This is a genomic window from Shinella sp. GW821-FHT10F02 (assembly GCF_058809275.1).
Genome location: NZ_JBXASL010000007.1, coordinates 410,819 through 426,312, shown reverse-complemented (window position 1 = coordinate 426,312; position 15,494 = coordinate 410,819). Strand labels below are relative to the sequence as shown.

Genomic DNA, 15,494 nt, shown 5'->3' with positions numbered 1-15,494 from the left:
GGATCAAAAATCCGAACTGTTCAGACGGCGGGTGTAATTATCGATCTTTTGCTTTGCCTTTAACAATGAAATGCGCGCCGACAAAATAAAACCGGGACACGGCCGCATACTGGGAGATTCCAATGTTTGGTAAGCTGTTTAGCGTTCTGACGCTATCTTCGGTTATTTTCGCATGGGCCGGAAACGCTCTGGCCGACGACGCCGCATCGGGTTTGGAGCGCGCCAAGGCGGCGCTGGAAAAATACACTGAAAACCCGTCCTTCACGGCGCCGGGCGAGCCTTTCGATGCGAGACGCTGTGCCGCCGGCAAAAAGCTGCTTTCCATTCCAACATCGAGCGCAAATCCTTTCCTCAAGGGTATCATCGAGCGGGAGATCAAGGTCGGGCGGATGCTCGGACTTGAGGTTCGGGAATGGGAAAGTCAGGGCCAGCCCACCCAATGGGTGCAGGGCTTCGAATACGCCATCCGAGACAAGTTCGATATGATCGGCCTTATTTCCGGGATCGATCCCGCGACCGTCGAGCCGCAGGTCAGGGCGGCGACCGAGGCCGGCATCAAGGTGATGACGTCGCATTTCTATGACCCGTCCGATGTGCCGCACCCGTTGCTTGCGGCATCGTTGACGATCGGATTCAACGAGGTCGGAAAGATCCTCGCCAATTGGACGACAGCCAATACCGCGGGCAAGGCGACCATACTGCTGCTTGTGCTGAACGAGGCGCCGCCGACGCGCCCGCTCGTGGGAGGCTTCAAAAAGGCCCTGGAGGAAAACTGCCCCGGGTGCACCATCGCGCAGGAAATCAATACCGGTGTCACCGAATGGGCCACGAAGATCCAGCCGGCTGTCCAGTCGGCACTTCAGGCAAATCCCGACATTGATGTAATCGTACCGATCTATGACGGAATGACCCAGTTCGTCGTTCCTGCCTTGCGGCTGACGGGGTCGGTAGGCAGGGTCAAGGTCGCAAGTTTTAACGGTACGCCGTTCGCGCTCGATTTCATCCGCAGCGGCGAGATCACGATGGATATCGGTGAGAGCCTAGATTGGATCGCCTATGCAACGATCGACGGGTATCTGCGACGCCTTTGCGGGCTGACGCCGCCGGCCGCTCTCAATGTTCCCTTCTACATCTTCGACAAGAACAACATCGCCGAAGCAGGCACGCCGGCTGCCTTCGACAAGGGCTTTGGCGACAGCTATGTGAGCGGCTTCCGCACACTCTGGGGACTGGACGCAGAATGAGCGGAGCGGACGCCATGATTGCGACGCCCGGCCTTCCTCCCGTTCTGCAACTCGATGCGATCGCCAAGAGCTTTGGCGGCGCCCGCGCCCTCCAGAACATATCCTTTGCCGTGGATGTCGGAGAGGTACATGGCCTGCTTGGGAAAAACGGCTCGGGCAAGTCGACCCTCGTCAAGATTCTCGCGGGCTTTCACGCTCCGGATCCTGGCGGACGCATGAGCTTCAACGGGGCCGCTGTTCCTCTTCCGCTGAAGCCCGGCGCGTTCCGGAGCCTCGGGATGGCGTTTGTCCATCAAAACCTTGGCCTCGTGCCGTCGCTGAGTGTTCTGGAGAATTTCAGGATCAAGGATCTAACGGCACCACGGCGCTCCTTCATCGACTGGCGCCGCGAACGCGCCATCACCGCGGACGCTTTTGAAAGGCTGGATATCGATCTTGATCCGGCATCGAGGGTGGATCGGCTGTCTCCGGTCCAGAAGGTGCAACTCGCGATCGCGCGCGCCTTCGAGGACGTTGAAAGCGCCAGGCGCATTACCGGGCTGCCCGGTTTGCTGCTGCTTGACGAGCCGACGCCTTTTCTGGGGCGGGCGGATGTAGAAAAGCTCTTCCGGCTGATGCGTTCGATCTCTCGCAACGGATCGTCCGTCATCTTCATTTCCCATGACATCGAGGAGATCCTCGCGATCACGGACAGGGTAACTGTGTTGCGGGATGGTGTTCTTTCCGGGACACGTCGCACGGCCGGCACCGCACACGAGGAAATCGTCGAAATGATCGTAGGTCGGCGCGTGGCTGTCCTGCCACGCCCGCAAGGCACGAAGACGAAAACAGCCGTTCGCTTCCGTTTTGATAATATGGCAGCCGGAAGATTGCAGTCGACCAGCATCCATGTTGCGAAGGGGGAAATCCTCGGTGTCACCGGCCTCGTCGGTTCGGGATATGACGACATTCCTTATCTTGCGTTCGGTGCGAGGAAGATCCGCAGCGGAACGGTCTCCATCGATGGCGGCGAGCCGATCGATCTCACAGACCTGACACCAAAGCGGGCGATGGGGTTGAAATTCGCGTTGCTGCCGGGCGACCGTCAAAAAGAGGGAGGTATCGGAACCCTCTCCGTATCGGAGAACATGTTCTTACCCGATTTCAGGCGGTTTTACCGAGGTGGCCGTCTTGACGGTCGCACAATGGCGCGCGAGGCCAGCTCGCTCTGCGCTTCCTATCAGGTTTCTCCGGCCAACCCGGCGATGAAGTTGTCGATGCTGTCAGGAGGCAATGCACAAAAGGTGCTTATCGCGCGCTGGATGGCACTCGATCCCTCCCTGCTCCTGCTGGACGAGCCGACGCAGGGCGTCGATGTCGGGACGCAGGCGCAAATCTTCTCGGTCATGCGGGCCGCCGCCGCGCAGGGAATGTCGGTGATCTGCGCCAGCTCCGATGCCAACCAACTCGCGCAGCTTTGCGATCGGGTGTTGGTCTTCGCCCGGGGAAAGGTCAGCCGCGAAATCGCCGGCAAGGCGATCAGCAAGGAAGCGATCGCGGAAGCTTGCTACGCGGCCAATGAAATCGAGCCGGAAGGCCGGAGCCAACGATAATGAATGAAATGGAAAACACCATGTCCGCGAAAGCGATCCTGAAGGAACGGCGTGCCGACTATATGCAGACCTTGGAGCGTGTGGCGCTTTTTGTTGTCTGGCTGATGCTCATTGTCGTCTTCGGCGCGTTGATGCCGAACTCCTTCCTCTCCTGGGGCAATTTCGGCATCATGTTCGCCTCCTATGCGCCGGCCGCCTTGCTGGGGCTTGCGATCATCGTTCCGCTGACGACTGGCGACTACGATCTTTCGGTCGGAGCGACATTGACCTTGTCGTCCTGCGTCATCGGCGTGCTGAATGTCTGGCATCAGTTGCCGATCGGGGTCGCAATTCTGGCTGCAATGGGTGCGGGATGTGCCGTCGGCGCCGTGAATACGATTTTCATCATATTCTTTCGCGTTCCGTCCCTCGTCGTAACGCTCGGGACAACGTCCCTCATCACGGGCCTAATGCAATGGATGACGGATTCCACCACGATTGGTGGAATTGATGCGACCCTAGTCACAGCTGTCGTGGGCGGCAGACTGCTGGGCATTCCCTACGCGTTCTACTACGCTTTGGCGGCGGGTGCCGCGCTCTGGTACATCTTCGACTACACGCCTTTGGGGCGCCAGATGCTGTTTGTCGGGCGTGGACGTGAGGTTGCCCGGCTCAACGGGATTGCCGTCGACCGGGTGCGGGCCGGCGCTCTTTTGACGTCCAGTGTTTTGGCGTCCGTCGCAGGGGTCGTCTATGCGGGGGTGCTCGGTTCGGCGGATCCTTATTCCGGGCTCAATTTCCTCCTGCCGGCGTTTGCCGCTGCTTTCCTCGGGGCGACATCGGTGCAGCCTGGGCGGTTCAACGCGTGGGGATCGATTACAGCGGTTTATGTGCTGGGAACGGGTATAACTGGCCTGACCATGCTGGGTATTCCGCTGTGGGTCACAAATGTCTTTAATGGCGGCGCGCTGATACTGGCGGTTACGGTTTCCCAATTGACGAGGGGAAGGGAGGTCTCCGATCTTGGTTGACCTCTCGTCAGGATGGATTGCGTCCGACGTGGCGCAATGGGTCGAAGACATGGGCCGGTTCACGGAGCCCGTCGTTGTCTTGGCACACCCGGCTCCGCAGGGCTGTGATGGTTTGCATCGCTTTCTCCCGTTCTTGCTGCAACAGTTCCTCAGAATAGGTTTCTGAGGAAACGGGTTTTGGTCTGCCCTGGGTTGCGGGCGGCTCCAGCGGGTCCGCAGGCTTCCTACTCTGCCATTTGGTGCTCTGTTGATAGGCGTAAGCGATACGAAGCACCGTGGTCTCGTCAAACGGCCTTCCTGCAATCTGGAGCGACACCGGCAGGCCATCCGGACAAACGCCGCATGGAACGACGATGGCGGGAGCGCCGCTGACGTTGAACGGTGTCGTTACCAGTGGTGCGGAACCCGCTCCTGACAATGGATTTCCCGGCAGGTTCGGTTCGGCGGTACGAAGCCAGCCGGCTGTGGCCAGGGCGTCGTACTGACGGAAGTGGCCGACCATTATCGATGCGAGTTCACCGCGCCATTGAAGACCACGGATATAGTCCCTTGAGGACAGGAATTCTCCCCGCATGAGCCGCGATCGCATCGACTGGCCGAATTCGTGCGGCTGATGGTCCAGGCGCCAGGCATGGATCGAATGAATCTCGCTCATGGCGATCAAGGATTTGCAGTCTTCGAACGCCTGCAGGGGCGGAAGCTGGACTTCTTCGACAAGAGCCCCCAGATGCTCGAGGTGAGCGGCGGCCCTGTCGATCGCATCGACAACGCATGGTTCGGCGCTACCCGCGTACCAGTGCCGCACGAGGCCAATCCTCACCGACTTCAATGGCCGGCTCAGACCCGCCCTGTAATCCGGCAGGGAGTGGCGGGCGCTGGTCGGGTCTTCGGGATCGTGCCCTGCAATGCATTGGAGAGCGATGGCGCAATCCTCGACCGACCGTGCCATGACGCCGCAGTGGTCCATCGAGAAGCTGTTGGGGAACACGCCGGTGCGGCTGACGAGACCGTAGGTCGGTTTGAGGCCGACGATGCCGCAGACGGCAGCGGGCCAGCGTACCGAGCCGCCGGTATCTGTGCCGAGCGCCACAGGAACGAGGCGCGCGGCCACCGCCGCGCCCGATCCCGATGAGGAACCACCCGGAAGGTGCTGGCTGCTCCAAGGATTGACGGCCGGAGTCCATGGTAAATCCCAGGATGGTCCTCCGTGAGCGAATTCAAACGTTGCCGTTTTACCCATGAGAACCCCGCCCGATGCGTTCAGGAGATCCACCGCATGGGCGTTGCGAGCAGGAATGTTGTCGATCAGGAATCTCGAGTGGCAGGTCGTACGGATACCTGCGGTGTCGAAAACGTCCTTCAGCGCATAGGGAATGCCGTCCATGTCGCCGCGATGCGTTCCTGCGGCAAATCTCTGCTCCGCCGCCCGGGCGTTTTGACGCGCCTCCTCTGCCGTCACCGTGATGAACGCGTGCAGGCTGCCGTCGATCCTGTCGATTCTCGCCAAAAGAGCGTCGGCCAGTTCGAGTGGAGAAAGGCGACGGGCACGCATTAACGCCGCGGCCTCGGCAATCGTCAGATCGGATGGGCATGATGGAATATCGAGGTGGGTCATTGCGGTCTTTCCATTGTGTCAGCGCGGTATTGTCAGCGGCAGGAGGCGCGACACCGACGACTGTTCTTCCAGGGACCAGATGGCGTCCACCAGGGCTTCACGTTGCGTTCGGGAAATGGTTTCGTCGGTTAGCCGCTCGAATTTCTCCTCGATCTCTTTGTCCGTCAGCGGATTTTCCAGGCTTCCGCGCGCCTGGGAAACGGAGGAGCTCAACGTGCGTCCATCCCTGTGTTGAAGCGTTACGACGCAGGACTGAAGTCCGATTGATTCGTCCGAGACGAGATCGATGCGCTCGCGAAGCGCGTGGATCTGGCGATCGGAGACCGTGCTGTCGGTAACGGGCTGCAAACCGGCCGCGCCATGAAGAAGGGCGACGGCTGCGAGATGCTGCGCGCTGACCTGCGCCTCGCGTGCCGTTTGGATGTTCGGGCGATTGGCACGATCGAGCAGAAGAGGAGTGCCGCGCACGGTCACGCGAGAGATGACACTTTCGGTTGGTGCATGTCCCGGCGCGGCCAATTGCCTGCGCAGTTCAAGACAGGCGTCGATCACCGGGTTGATGACGACGCCGCAGGCGTAGGGCTTGTAGGTGTTGTTGAGGATCTCCCATCGGGTTCCAAGACCTTCAACGATGCCGGCAAGATCGCCGCCGGTTCCCATCACGGCAAAAAAACCTTGCGCGCCCTCAAGGGTCGTGGCCGGAGCCTCGAAACCCCGTTGTGCGAGAAGGGCGCTCCACAGTCCGTTCCGGCTTGCATTGCCCACTCCGAGGCTTTTCGACATGGTGCCAAGGCACTCCACCAGCCCCGCTGACTGGGTGGCCGCATTTCCCGCCGCCCAGGTCGTTGCCTCCAGTGATAAGGCCAGCGCCTTGGCCGAAGCGAAGGCAGCGCCCAGGACTCCGCAGGTGGCCGTGATATGCCAACCCTTGCGGTAGTGACCAGGTGAAAGTGCCAAGCCAATCCGGCAGGCGATTTCAACACCGAGAACAAAGGCCGTCAGGAATGCTTCGCCGTTGAGATGCTGGCGCTCCGAGATCGCGAGGATTGCCGGAGCGATCGGTGCTGTGGGGTGGATGATCGTCGGGATATGCGTATCGTCGAAATCCGCAATATTGGCGCTTGCCGCATTGAGAAAACTCGCGGTTAGAAGATCGCACCTTTCCTTGCGCCCGATCACCGCGGCGGCGTTGCTGGGGGTCAGTTCGCGCATCGAGTCGAGCACGATGTCGATTGCAGGCTGCTGCGAACCGGATATCGCGGTTCCGAAGAAGTTCAGCAGCGCGCGTTTCGCTTCGTGGCGAACCGGCACTGGCAAATCGGGCCAGCCGGTTTGGGAAACGTAACGCGAGAGTTCCGCCGTTAAATGGAAGCCGTTCATCATCCACCTCCTGCAAAATTGTCGTCGAGGAGAACCAAGCAATTTGAATGCCATCGTGCCTCTGGCCTGAAATTTGCTGGTTGGGTTGGATTGGCATCCAGGAGGTACGCATGACCGGCCCATCTCTCGCATTCATCGGCCTTGGCGCTATCGGCGCTCCCATCGCGGAAAGATTTCTCAAGGCAGGCTTTCCCCTAACGGTATCAAGCAGAAGAAGGGTTTCCGGTACTGCGCTTGTCGAACGTGGGGCTGAATGGGCTGATACAGCCGGCGAAGCGGCCGAGAGGGCGGAAATCGTCTTCACCTGCCTTCCGGGGCTGGAAGCCGACGAGGAAATTTACTTCGGCGAAAAGGGCATTCTTTCCGGCGGGAAGCCGCGTTGCATCGTCAATCTTGCGACCACGGGACCGGAGGCGGCCCTATCGGCTGCCAGGCGACTTGAAGCCGCCGGCATAGGCTTCGTGGACGCGCCGGTCACAGGCGGCGTGCCGCGGGCGAGGGAAGGGAAGTTGACCGTGATCGCCGCCGGTAGAGGGTCCCTGATCGAGCTTGCCAGCCCGGCATTCTCAGCGATCGCCTCCGACGTGTTCGTGGTCGGACCGGAACCAGGGCAGGCGCAAAAAGCAAAGCTTATCAATAATATGCTGAACTTCACAGCTCTCGTGGCGACTTGCGAGGCCATTGTCACCGGCGCCAAGGCCGGTCTTGACCCGAAAGTCCTGGTAGACATCGTCAACACCGGCTCAGGCCGAAACTCGGCAACGGAAGCCAAGTTCCCGATGGCCATCTTGCCACGGACATTTGACTATGGCGCGACCAACGCGCTGGCATGCAAGGACCTTTCCCTCTTTTTGGAACTTGCTGAAAACGTCGATATGCCGGCGCCCTTGGCCGCGCATGTCTTTCAGTTGTGGCGCGGCTGGACGAGCGGCAGGCAGACGGAAGATTTCACAACCATCGTGAAAATGTACGAGGCTTGGGGGGAACTGACGCTTCCGACCCTTCCCCGAAACTGACTTCCCCCGGAACAGGGCTGTCTTCGGCAACGACACTTGATCTGCTCTGGGGACGACCAGAGCACGCGGAACCCGGCCAAAAATCATCTGGCACGTCATTTGCGAAGTTCGGTTCGTAGCAAGCGCTCGATAAGGCGCTGCGGGGATTTCAAACGGGAGGCATCAATGCTTGAAAGTGAAAATTCATCGGATCACGTGGAGAGCGGTGGTCTATCGCGGCGGAGGCTTCTGGCGGCGGTGGCCGGTGGATCCGCGGCTGTAGCGCTTCCTTGGTGGGATATCGCGGTGGCGGCTGAGGAGAAGGCTGTCCGCGTCGCAATGACGGTCGCCGACATACCGCTTACCACGGGCGCGCCAAGCCAGGGAACGGAAGGCCTGCGCTTCATGGGGATCACCGTCTATGACGGATTGGTTCAGTGGGACCTGTCGTCGGCGGACAAGGCGGCCGCGCTTATTCCCGCACTGGCGGAAAGCTGGTCCGTCGATCCGGCGGACAGGACGCGCTGGATCTTCCAGCTTCGGCGCGACGTGAAATTCCACGACGGGACGGGCTTCGATGCGGACGCCGTGATCTGGAACTTCGAAAAACTGGGTAAGAAGGACGCCCCGCAATTCGATCAGGCACAATCCATCCAGGCCTCGCAATATTTCGTCAGTATAGTCTCATGGGCCAAGCTTGGCGAATACGAAGTCGAGATCAGGACCAAGCAGCCGGATGCGGTGCTGGTCTACAATCTGGCGAACATCTATTTCTCCAGCCCTTCGCGCTGGAAGGAGCTTGGCGGGGATTGGAACAAGATCGCATTTAATCCGGCCGGAACTGGGCCTTGGGTGCTCGACCGCCTCGTCCCGCGCGAGAGAGTGGAACTCGTCCGCAACGCAACCTACTGGGACAAGCGCCGCGTGCCGAAGGCAGGGCGCCTGATACTCTTGCCGATGCCCGATTCCAACACCCGCGTCGCTGCTCTTTTGTCCGGTCAGGTCGACTGGATCGAGGCGCCGCCGCCGGATGCCATTCCGCGGCTCAAGTCCGCGGGCATGCAGATTGTGACGAACAGCTATCCCCATGTCTGGTGCTACGAAATCAGCGCAATGGAAGACTCGGCCTTCCATGACGTGCGTGTCCGCAAGGCCGCGAATCTTGCGGTCGACCGGGAGGGTCTCGTCGCGCTTCTGGGAGGAATGGCGCTTCCTGCCAAGGGTATGATCACGCCAGGCCATCCCTGGTTCGGCAAGCCGACGTTCGACCTTACCTACAATCCGGAGGAGGCCAAGCGGCTTCTGGCGGAAGCGGGCTACGGACCGGACAAGCCCGCCAAGATAAAGATCGTCATTGCCCCGTCGGGCTCGGGCCAGATGCAACCGATCCAGATGAATGAGTTCATCAAGGAAAACTTCCGAGACGTCGGCATCGACATGGAATTTGAAGTGCTTGATTGGGAAGCGCTGCGCGCGCGCCGTCGTGCGGGGGCCTTCGCACCGGAAAACAAGGGGCGCGATGGTGTCAACAACAGCTGGGCCTTCTGGGATCCAGATATTGGCTTGATCAAGGCGGCGGCTTCGTTCGAACCGCCGCCGAGCGGATACAACTGGGGTAAATTCACGAATCCAAAAGCGGATGAACTCGCGGCTGCTGCGAAGAATGCCTTCGATACGGAGGAGCGGAACAAGATCCTTGCTGAACTCCATGGGGTGATGGTCGATCAGGCCATGTGGATCTGGATGGTGCATGACCTCAATCCGCGCGCCCTTGCACCTACAGTCAGTGGATTCGTTCAGGCCCAGAGCTGGCTGCAGGATCTGACGCCCGTCGAGATACGCTAAACAACCGGACGAATGGGACGGCGCGCGTTTGCGCGTCGCTCCGTGTCCCGAGGACAGTTCCATGCTTTCTTACATCCTGAGGCGGGTATTCTTTACGATTCCGATCGCCATCGGTGTTTCCATTCTTTGCTTTTCATTGATCCACATGGCGCCCGGAGATCCATTGAGCGCGGTGATTCCCGAAGGCGCTTCCGAAGAGGTGGTGCGTGAGCTGACAGTAGCCTACGGCCTCGATAAACCTTTGCCGATCCAGTATCTGACATGGCTGCAGCATGTCGTCACAGGCGATTTCGGAACCTCGATCATGACCCGCCGACCGGTACTCGACGAGGTGTTGCCGGCTGTCGTCAATACATTGATCCTTGCGCTTGCCGCCGTCTGTCTCGGTTTCATCCTGGGGCTCAGTCTCGGTCTGATTGCGGCCTATCACGACGGTTCCTATATTGACCGCTGGGTCATGGCATTGTCGGTCGGCGGCATCAGCGTTCCGAATTACTGGCTCGGCATGGTGCTGATCGTCATGTTTGCCGTAAATCTGGATCTCCTCCCGGCCATGGGCATGGGTTCCGGCGGCTCGGCCGGCTTCTCGATGAACTGGGAAAGCTTGCGTCACCTGATCTTACCGACAATCTCACTCTCCGTGATCCCGGCCGGCATTATCGCCCGTTCCGTCCGCGGCACCGTCGCGGAGCTGCGCAAGCAGGATTTCGTCCAGACACTTTATGCGAAGGGGCTTCCGCCGAGGCGCGTCTTCCTACATGTCCTCAAGAACGCGGCTCCCTCCATACTCGCCATCATGGGTCTTCAGCTGGCCTATCTGATGGGCGGGTCGATACTCATCGAAACCGTATTCTCCTGGCCGGGAACCGGTTTTCTCCTGAACGGCGCGATTTTCACGCGCGATCTTCCGATCCTCCAGGGGACGATCCTCATCCTGTCGATGTTCTTCGTGGTCATCAATCTGGCGGTAGACATCGCGCAGACCCTTTTCGACCCACGCATCAAGCGAAGCTAGGGGCAATTCAATGGTCGAGCATATAACCATTACGCAGGTTGCCGGACCTATGGAGGAAACCAGACCTTCCCGCAGCTTCTGGCGAATTGTCTGGAAAAGACTCCGTCGCGACAAAGTCTCGCTTATCTGTGCGGCGATCCTTCTCGCGATCGTGTTGCTGGCGATATTCGCTCCCTTGATTTCGCCTTTCGATCCTTACCAGACAAGCATTTCCAAAAGGCTTCTGCCCGTTGGTCACGATAGTCATCTGCTCGGCACCGACGAGCTCGGGCGTGATCTGCTGACGCGCCTGCTCCATGGCGGCCGCGTGTCCCTGTTTATGGGTTTTGCCCCGGTGATCATCGCGGCGTTGATTGGAGGCAGCCTTGGTGTCATCGCCGGTTACGCGGGTGGCGGTGTCAACATGATGATCATGCGGACGATCGACGTCTTTTATGCTTTTCCGTCGGTCCTGCTCGCAGTCGCCATATCGGGCGTTCTCGGTGCCGGGCTGCTGAACAGCTTGGTTTCTCTGACCCTGGTCTTCATTCCTCCGATTGCACGCGTTGCCGAAAGTGTGACGACCCAAGTTCGGAGCCAGGATTACATCGAGGCAGCGCGGGCGACAGGCGCGTCCGCGACGAGGATCGTGCTGGTCCATGTGCTGAGCAACGTGGTCGCGCCCATCCTGATCTTCGCGTCCAGCCTCGTCAGCGTATCGATCGTGCTGGCGTCGGGCCTGAGCTTTCTGGGTCTCGGCATCAAGCCACCGCAAGCCGAATGGGGGCTGATGCTGAACACGCTCCGGCAAGCGATTTACGTTGCGCCGCTTAACTGCATCCTCCCCGGGGTTCTAATTTTTGTCGTCTCGATGTGCACCAACCTGATCAGCGACGGTTTGCGCTCGGCAATGGACGTAAGGGTATGATCGATATGGACGCCCGTGATTCAGGCAGCGCAAACGCTGCAATCGTACCTGCTCCGTCGCCGCTCCTGGCTGCGCGAAATCTCCGGAAATACTTCCCGGTCGGCGGAGGTTTTTTCGGCTCCGGCAAGCAGTATGTGCGAAGTGTCGACGATGTTTCCTTCGACGTCGCGGCAGCGGAGACTTTGGGGATAGTGGGGGAGTCGGGCTGCGGCAAGTCCACAACGGCGCGACTTCTCGTTCATCTGCTGCATGCCGATACCGGAGATATCCGCATCGATGGCAGGTCGGTCGACTTTTCGTCTGCGGAAAGTGTCCGCGGCCTGCGGCGGCAGGTGCAGATGGTCTTTCAGGACAGCTATGCCACGCTCAATCCGCGCCTGACGATCGAAGATTCGATCGTGTTCGGGCTTAGGGCGAACGAAATGCCCAGACGCGCGGCTGTGGAGCAGGCGCGCGAAACGCTCGGCATGGTCGGGTTATCGCCATCGATGTTCGCCCAGCGCTATCCGCACGAACTTTCCGGTGGGCAGCGCCAGCGTGTCAACATCGCGCGCGCACTGGCGTTGCGTCCACGTTTGGCAATCCTCGACGAGGCCGTTTCGGCGCTCGACAAATCCGTCGAGGCCCAGGTGCTGAATCTGCTCCAGGATCTGAAGGCCAAGCTGAAGCTGACATATCTCTTCATTTCCCATGATCTGAATGTCGTCCAGTACATCAGCGACAGGGTCCTCGTCATGTATCTCGGCACCGTGGTCGAGATCGGGCCGGTTCGCGACATCTATCAGACGCCTCGCCATCCCTATACGCGTGCACTCCTGGCCTCTCGCTTGTCGATGGACCCGAAGCGGCGGGTATCGAATCCTCCCCTGACCGGCGATCCTCCCAATCCCATCCAGTTACAGCAGGGGTGCCGTTTCCGTAAACGATGCCCAATTGCGGAGAAGATCTGTTCGGAGAAAGAACCAGTCCTCTCCGCGCGAGATGACGGCCACTTTGCCGCCTGTCATGCGAGTTCCGGGCGCGGCCTAGCTTAATCTCGTTGAGGAGACGACGATGCAAGTCCAAATGCTATCGAACGATATTTCTATGGCGCCCACTGCCGCGCCATTGGTCGATGTCAGGAATCTGACGGTCCGCTTTGTCTCACGGGATTTCGATGTTGGCGTCGTCAATGGCGTGAGCTTCCAGCTAAACGCCGGCGAGACCCTGTGCTTTCTCGGTGAATCGGGTTCGGGAAAAAGCGTCACCGTCCGCGCGCTCATGCGTCTCTTTCCTTCCACCGCGAGAATAGGGGGATCGATCGTGGTGGGCGGCGTGGATATCCTCAAGCAACGGCCAGGCGAATTGCGAAAAATCCGGGGGCGCCTGATCTCGATGATTTTCCAGGAACCCATGACGGCCTTGGATCCAGTCTTCACCATCGGAACGCAGATCGCGGAGTCGGTACGCTATCATGATGGCGTCTCGCATGCCGAAAGTGTTCGGCGTGCGCTCGAACTTCTCGAACTTGTGCAGGTTCCCTCCGCAAAGTCGCGACTTGCGGCTTACCCTCATGAAATGTCGGGTGGCTTGCGGCAAAGAGCGATGATTGCGCTGGCACTGGTGTGCCGGCCGAGACTGCTTCTTGCGGACGAGCCCACGACGGCGTTGGATGCCACCGTGCAGATCCAAATCTTGTTGCTTCTTCGCGAGTTACAGCGCGAACTTGGAATGGCCACCATCATCGTCACCCATGACCTCGGTGTCGCTTGCGAAGTGTCCGACAAGGTCGGGGTCATGTATGGAGGACGCTTTATCGAATACGGGTCGATAGAGGACGTCGTTCAAAATCCATCGCACCCGTATTGCGAAGGTTTGCTTCGATCGACTGTGCACGCCGGAACGCGCGGTGACCGGCTCAATCCAATCCCTGGCTCGCCCCCTGATCTGGCAAACCTGCCTCCAGGCTGCACCTTCGCCCCGCGCTGCTCGAAGGCTATCCCTAAATGCAATGCGGCGATGCCCGAGATGACCGAAATTTCGACCGGTCACACTGCCCGCTGCATTCTGTAGTGGGGCACAACCAATTTTCAGCCTGCAAAAGGTCTGCAGGTGACTGCTCAAATCGTTGAGATCAAGTGAGATCTGGAACATAGGGACCGGTTCAACACCTATCCATCACAAATCCAGCTCAATCGACTCAAGACTGGGTCCCGAACTTCCGCAACAGGCCCGCTGTCGCCGAGAACAGCACGATCAGCGTGCCATAACCGAGCGTCGTCGCTGTCAGGCCGAAGGCGCCGACGGCGATACCGGCGAGCAGGGTAGGCAGGCCGAAGGCGAGATAGCTGAGTGTGAACAGGGCGGCGAAGAGTTCGCCGCGCTCGTTTGGTCGAACGGTGGGGACGATGGACCGCAACACGCCGTAGAAGCAGGTTCCAAAGCCCGTCCCGGCAATGACGAGGGCGGCGAGATAGGCCGGCAGGGACTGCCAGGCGATCGCGGCAAGCGTCAACGCCGTGCCGATCGAAAGCGCCGAGGTTCCGTAAAGCGTCACCTGCCGCGAGGAATGGCCGCGCGCGGCATAACAGGCGGCGGCGCCGGCCGCGCAGAGCAGCACGATGACGCTCGCCTGCGTCAGATGATGCTCGGCGCCGAAGACGTGCCGGATGATTGGTGCGCCGAGCGCAAGATAGAGCCCGCCCGTCGCCCAGCCAGCGATAACGGCCGGCGCGCTGCGCCAGAAGGGCTTGGCGGCCGTAGCCGGGACGCCGATCCGCGGCCGAAGCGAGGCCCAGACACCCCCGTGCCGCGGCGCGGTCTCGGGGATGGACCAGATCACGGCGGCAAACAGGACATAGGCGGCGACCAGGGTGCCGAACACATCCGCTTCCGCCATCTCGGTTACGTCCATCAAGATGCCCGCCGCGAGAGCCCCGATGGCAAGTCCGCCCAATGGAATGACCGAGTTCCACACCGAGGCGCTGCCCGGCCTGTCCTGCGGCTCGAAATCGACCACCGCTGCAGACAGCGCCGAAAGCAGCATCCCGGCCGCAATGCCCTGCAGCACCCGCGCCACCATCAATCCGGCCACGTCGCCCGCCTGCCAGAACAGCAGCAGGCTCAGCGCCATCAGCGCAAAGCCCCCCGATATGACTGGCCGCCGGCCGACATGATCGGACAGCGATCCCGTGACGAGCAAGGAGGCAAGCAGGGCAACGGTATAGACGGCGAAGATGCCGGTCAGCATCGCCGCCGAAAAGCCGATCTCCTGCTGAAGCACGGGATAGAAGGGCGAGGGCGCGCTGGCGCCGGCCATCATGACGGCCATTCCGGCAAGGGTAATGCGAAAGCCCGTAAGGCTGCGCAGCGGCATGGATTGCGTCATATCCGTCAAGGTACACCTGATAGTTCGAATAATTTCGAACAATTCTCTACTATCATTTTCACAACGGTTCAACTAAATTCGAACCATGGCGTCCGATACCGACCTTCACCACCCCGCCCGCCACGATTTGCGGCTGACCGACGTGCTCTTCGCCTTGAGCGATCCGGAACGTCTGGCCATCGTGCGCCAGCTCGCCGATGGACCGCTCGAAATGGCGCAATGCCATCTCTCCGACCCCTCGATGCCCAAATCGACCAAATCGCATTTGATGAAGGTTCTGCGCGAGGCGGGCGTCATCCGCAACGAACCGCTCGGCCGCGGCCGCCGCCTCACCATCCGCCACGACGACCTGGAGGCGCGCTTCCCGGGATTGATCGGCTCGGTGCTGGGTGCCTCCGTCGATGTTTAGAGGCCGGTGATTCCTGCCAGGATGAGCGCGATGCAAAACACCCGCGCGGGCGCGGCGTGCGGGAAGACGAGTGCGCGCCCATTCAATTTCAATCGTCCATGCACTATGATCGCCT

General features: G+C 60.2%; 13 protein-coding genes. 10 read left to right on the top strand and 3 right to left on the bottom strand.

The window, feature by feature from the left end; genetic code table 11:
* The first annotated feature begins 122 nt into the window (after positions 1-122).
* From AC1RWL_RS23250 to AC1RWL_RS23240, 3 genes are read left to right on the top strand one after another with little or no spacing between them, the layout of a single operon-like run.
* Entirely contained in the window at positions 123-1,244 is a 1,122-nt protein-coding gene (locus AC1RWL_RS23250) for a sugar ABC transporter substrate-binding protein (RefSeq protein ID WP_493095945.1), read from the top strand.
* 14 nt (positions 1,245-1,258) lie between these two features.
* Positions 1,259-2,836: a sugar ABC transporter ATP-binding protein gene (locus tag AC1RWL_RS23245; RefSeq protein ID WP_493095946.1), complete on the top strand. Its 1,578-nt coding sequence runs from the start codon at positions 1,259-1,261 to the stop codon at positions 2,834-2,836.
* Positions 2,836-3,846: an ABC transporter permease gene (locus AC1RWL_RS23240; RefSeq protein WP_493095947.1), complete on the top strand. Its 1,011-nt coding sequence runs from the start codon at positions 2,836-2,838 to the stop codon at positions 3,844-3,846. The genes AC1RWL_RS23245 and AC1RWL_RS23240 overlap by 1 nt, the downstream gene beginning before the upstream one ends.
* Positions 3,847-3,853: 7 nt before the next feature.
* On the opposite strand, the gene AC1RWL_RS23235 is transcribed toward AC1RWL_RS23240, so the two are convergent.
* Together AC1RWL_RS23235 and AC1RWL_RS23230 are read right to left on the bottom strand one after the other, a co-directional pair.
* A complete protein-coding gene (locus AC1RWL_RS23235; protein ID WP_493095948.1) occupies positions 3,854-5,461 on the bottom strand; it encodes an amidase in 1,608 nt (535 codons plus the stop codon).
* Between the two features lie 18 nt (positions 5,462-5,479).
* Complete coding sequence (locus tag AC1RWL_RS23230; protein WP_493095949.1) at positions 5,480-6,841, bottom strand: MmgE/PrpD family protein; 1,362 nt, start codon at positions 6,839-6,841, stop codon at positions 5,480-5,482.
* A 110-nt stretch (positions 6,842-6,951) separates the two neighbouring features.
* On the opposite strand from AC1RWL_RS23230, the gene AC1RWL_RS23225 reads away from it, so the two are divergent.
* The 6 genes from AC1RWL_RS23225 (at position 6,952) to AC1RWL_RS23200 (ending at position 13,655) form a co-directional block, all read left to right on the top strand.
* Positions 6,952-7,857, top strand: coding sequence for an NAD(P)-dependent oxidoreductase (locus AC1RWL_RS23225; protein WP_493095950.1), 906 nt, complete (start codon positions 6,952-6,954; stop codon positions 7,855-7,857).
* Between the two features lie 165 nt (positions 7,858-8,022).
* Positions 8,023-9,681, top strand: coding sequence for an ABC transporter substrate-binding protein (locus tag AC1RWL_RS23220; RefSeq protein ID WP_493095951.1), 1,659 nt, complete (start codon positions 8,023-8,025; stop codon positions 9,679-9,681).
* Positions 9,682-9,742: 61 nt separating this feature from the next.
* Positions 9,743-10,696, top strand: coding sequence for an ABC transporter permease (locus tag AC1RWL_RS23215; protein ID WP_493095952.1), 954 nt, complete (start codon positions 9,743-9,745; stop codon positions 10,694-10,696).
* A gap of 10 nt (positions 10,697-10,706) precedes the next feature.
* Positions 10,707-11,603, top strand: a complete 897-nt coding sequence (locus AC1RWL_RS23210) for an ABC transporter permease (RefSeq protein ID WP_493095953.1) — start codon at positions 10,707-10,709, stop codon at positions 11,601-11,603.
* Positions 11,604-11,608: 5 nt separating this feature from the next.
* Positions 11,609-12,637, top strand: coding sequence for an ABC transporter ATP-binding protein (locus AC1RWL_RS23205; protein WP_493096185.1), 1,029 nt, complete (start codon positions 11,609-11,611; stop codon positions 12,635-12,637).
* 19 nt (positions 12,638-12,656) lie between these two features.
* Positions 12,657-13,655, top strand: coding sequence for an ABC transporter ATP-binding protein (locus AC1RWL_RS23200; RefSeq protein WP_493095954.1), 999 nt, complete (start codon positions 12,657-12,659; stop codon positions 13,653-13,655).
* 127 nt (positions 13,656-13,782) lie between these two features.
* On the opposite strand, the gene AC1RWL_RS23195 is transcribed toward AC1RWL_RS23200, so the two are convergent.
* A complete protein-coding gene (locus AC1RWL_RS23195; RefSeq protein ID WP_493096186.1) occupies positions 13,783-14,970 on the bottom strand; it encodes an MFS transporter in 1,188 nt (395 codons plus the stop codon).
* 85 nt (positions 14,971-15,055) lie between these two features.
* Here AC1RWL_RS23195 and AC1RWL_RS23190 point away from each other — a divergent pair, with 85 nt between their 5' ends.
* Positions 15,056-15,379, top strand: a complete 324-nt coding sequence (locus AC1RWL_RS23190; RefSeq protein WP_493095955.1) for an ArsR/SmtB family transcription factor — start codon at positions 15,056-15,058, stop codon at positions 15,377-15,379.
* The last annotated feature ends 115 nt before the right edge of the window (positions 15,380-15,494 follow it).

Bases quoted from the DNA above. Each gene is read 5' to 3' on its own strand.
- AC1RWL_RS23250 (WP_493095945.1), top strand. From the start codon at position 123: ATGTTTGGTAAGCTGTTTAGCGTTCTGACGCTATCTTCGGTTATTTTC.
- AC1RWL_RS23245 (WP_493095946.1), top strand. From the start codon at position 1,259: ATGATTGCGACGCCCGGCCTTCCTCCCGTTCTGCAACTCGATGCGATC.
- AC1RWL_RS23240 (WP_493095947.1), top strand. From the start codon at position 2,836: ATGAATGAAATGGAAAACACCATGTCCGCGAAAGCGATCCTGAAGGAA.
- AC1RWL_RS23235 (WP_493095948.1), bottom strand. From the start codon at position 5,461: ATGACCCACCTCGATATTCCATCATGCCCATCCGATCTGACGATTGCC.
- AC1RWL_RS23230 (WP_493095949.1), bottom strand. From the start codon at position 6,841: ATGAACGGCTTCCATTTAACGGCGGAACTCTCGCGTTACGTTTCCCAA.
- AC1RWL_RS23225 (WP_493095950.1), top strand. From the start codon at position 6,952: ATGACCGGCCCATCTCTCGCATTCATCGGCCTTGGCGCTATCGGCGCT.
- AC1RWL_RS23220 (WP_493095951.1), top strand. From the start codon at position 8,023: ATGCTTGAAAGTGAAAATTCATCGGATCACGTGGAGAGCGGTGGTCTA.
- AC1RWL_RS23215 (WP_493095952.1), top strand. From the start codon at position 9,743: ATGCTTTCTTACATCCTGAGGCGGGTATTCTTTACGATTCCGATCGCC.
- AC1RWL_RS23210 (WP_493095953.1), top strand. From the start codon at position 10,707: ATGGTCGAGCATATAACCATTACGCAGGTTGCCGGACCTATGGAGGAA.
- AC1RWL_RS23205 (WP_493096185.1), top strand. From the start codon at position 11,609: ATGGACGCCCGTGATTCAGGCAGCGCAAACGCTGCAATCGTACCTGCT.
- AC1RWL_RS23200 (WP_493095954.1), top strand. From the start codon at position 12,657: ATGCAAGTCCAAATGCTATCGAACGATATTTCTATGGCGCCCACTGCC.
- AC1RWL_RS23195 (WP_493096186.1), bottom strand. From the start codon at position 14,970: ATGACGCAATCCATGCCGCTGCGCAGCCTTACGGGCTTTCGCATTACC.
- AC1RWL_RS23190 (WP_493095955.1), top strand. From the start codon at position 15,056: ATGGCGTCCGATACCGACCTTCACCACCCCGCCCGCCACGATTTGCGG.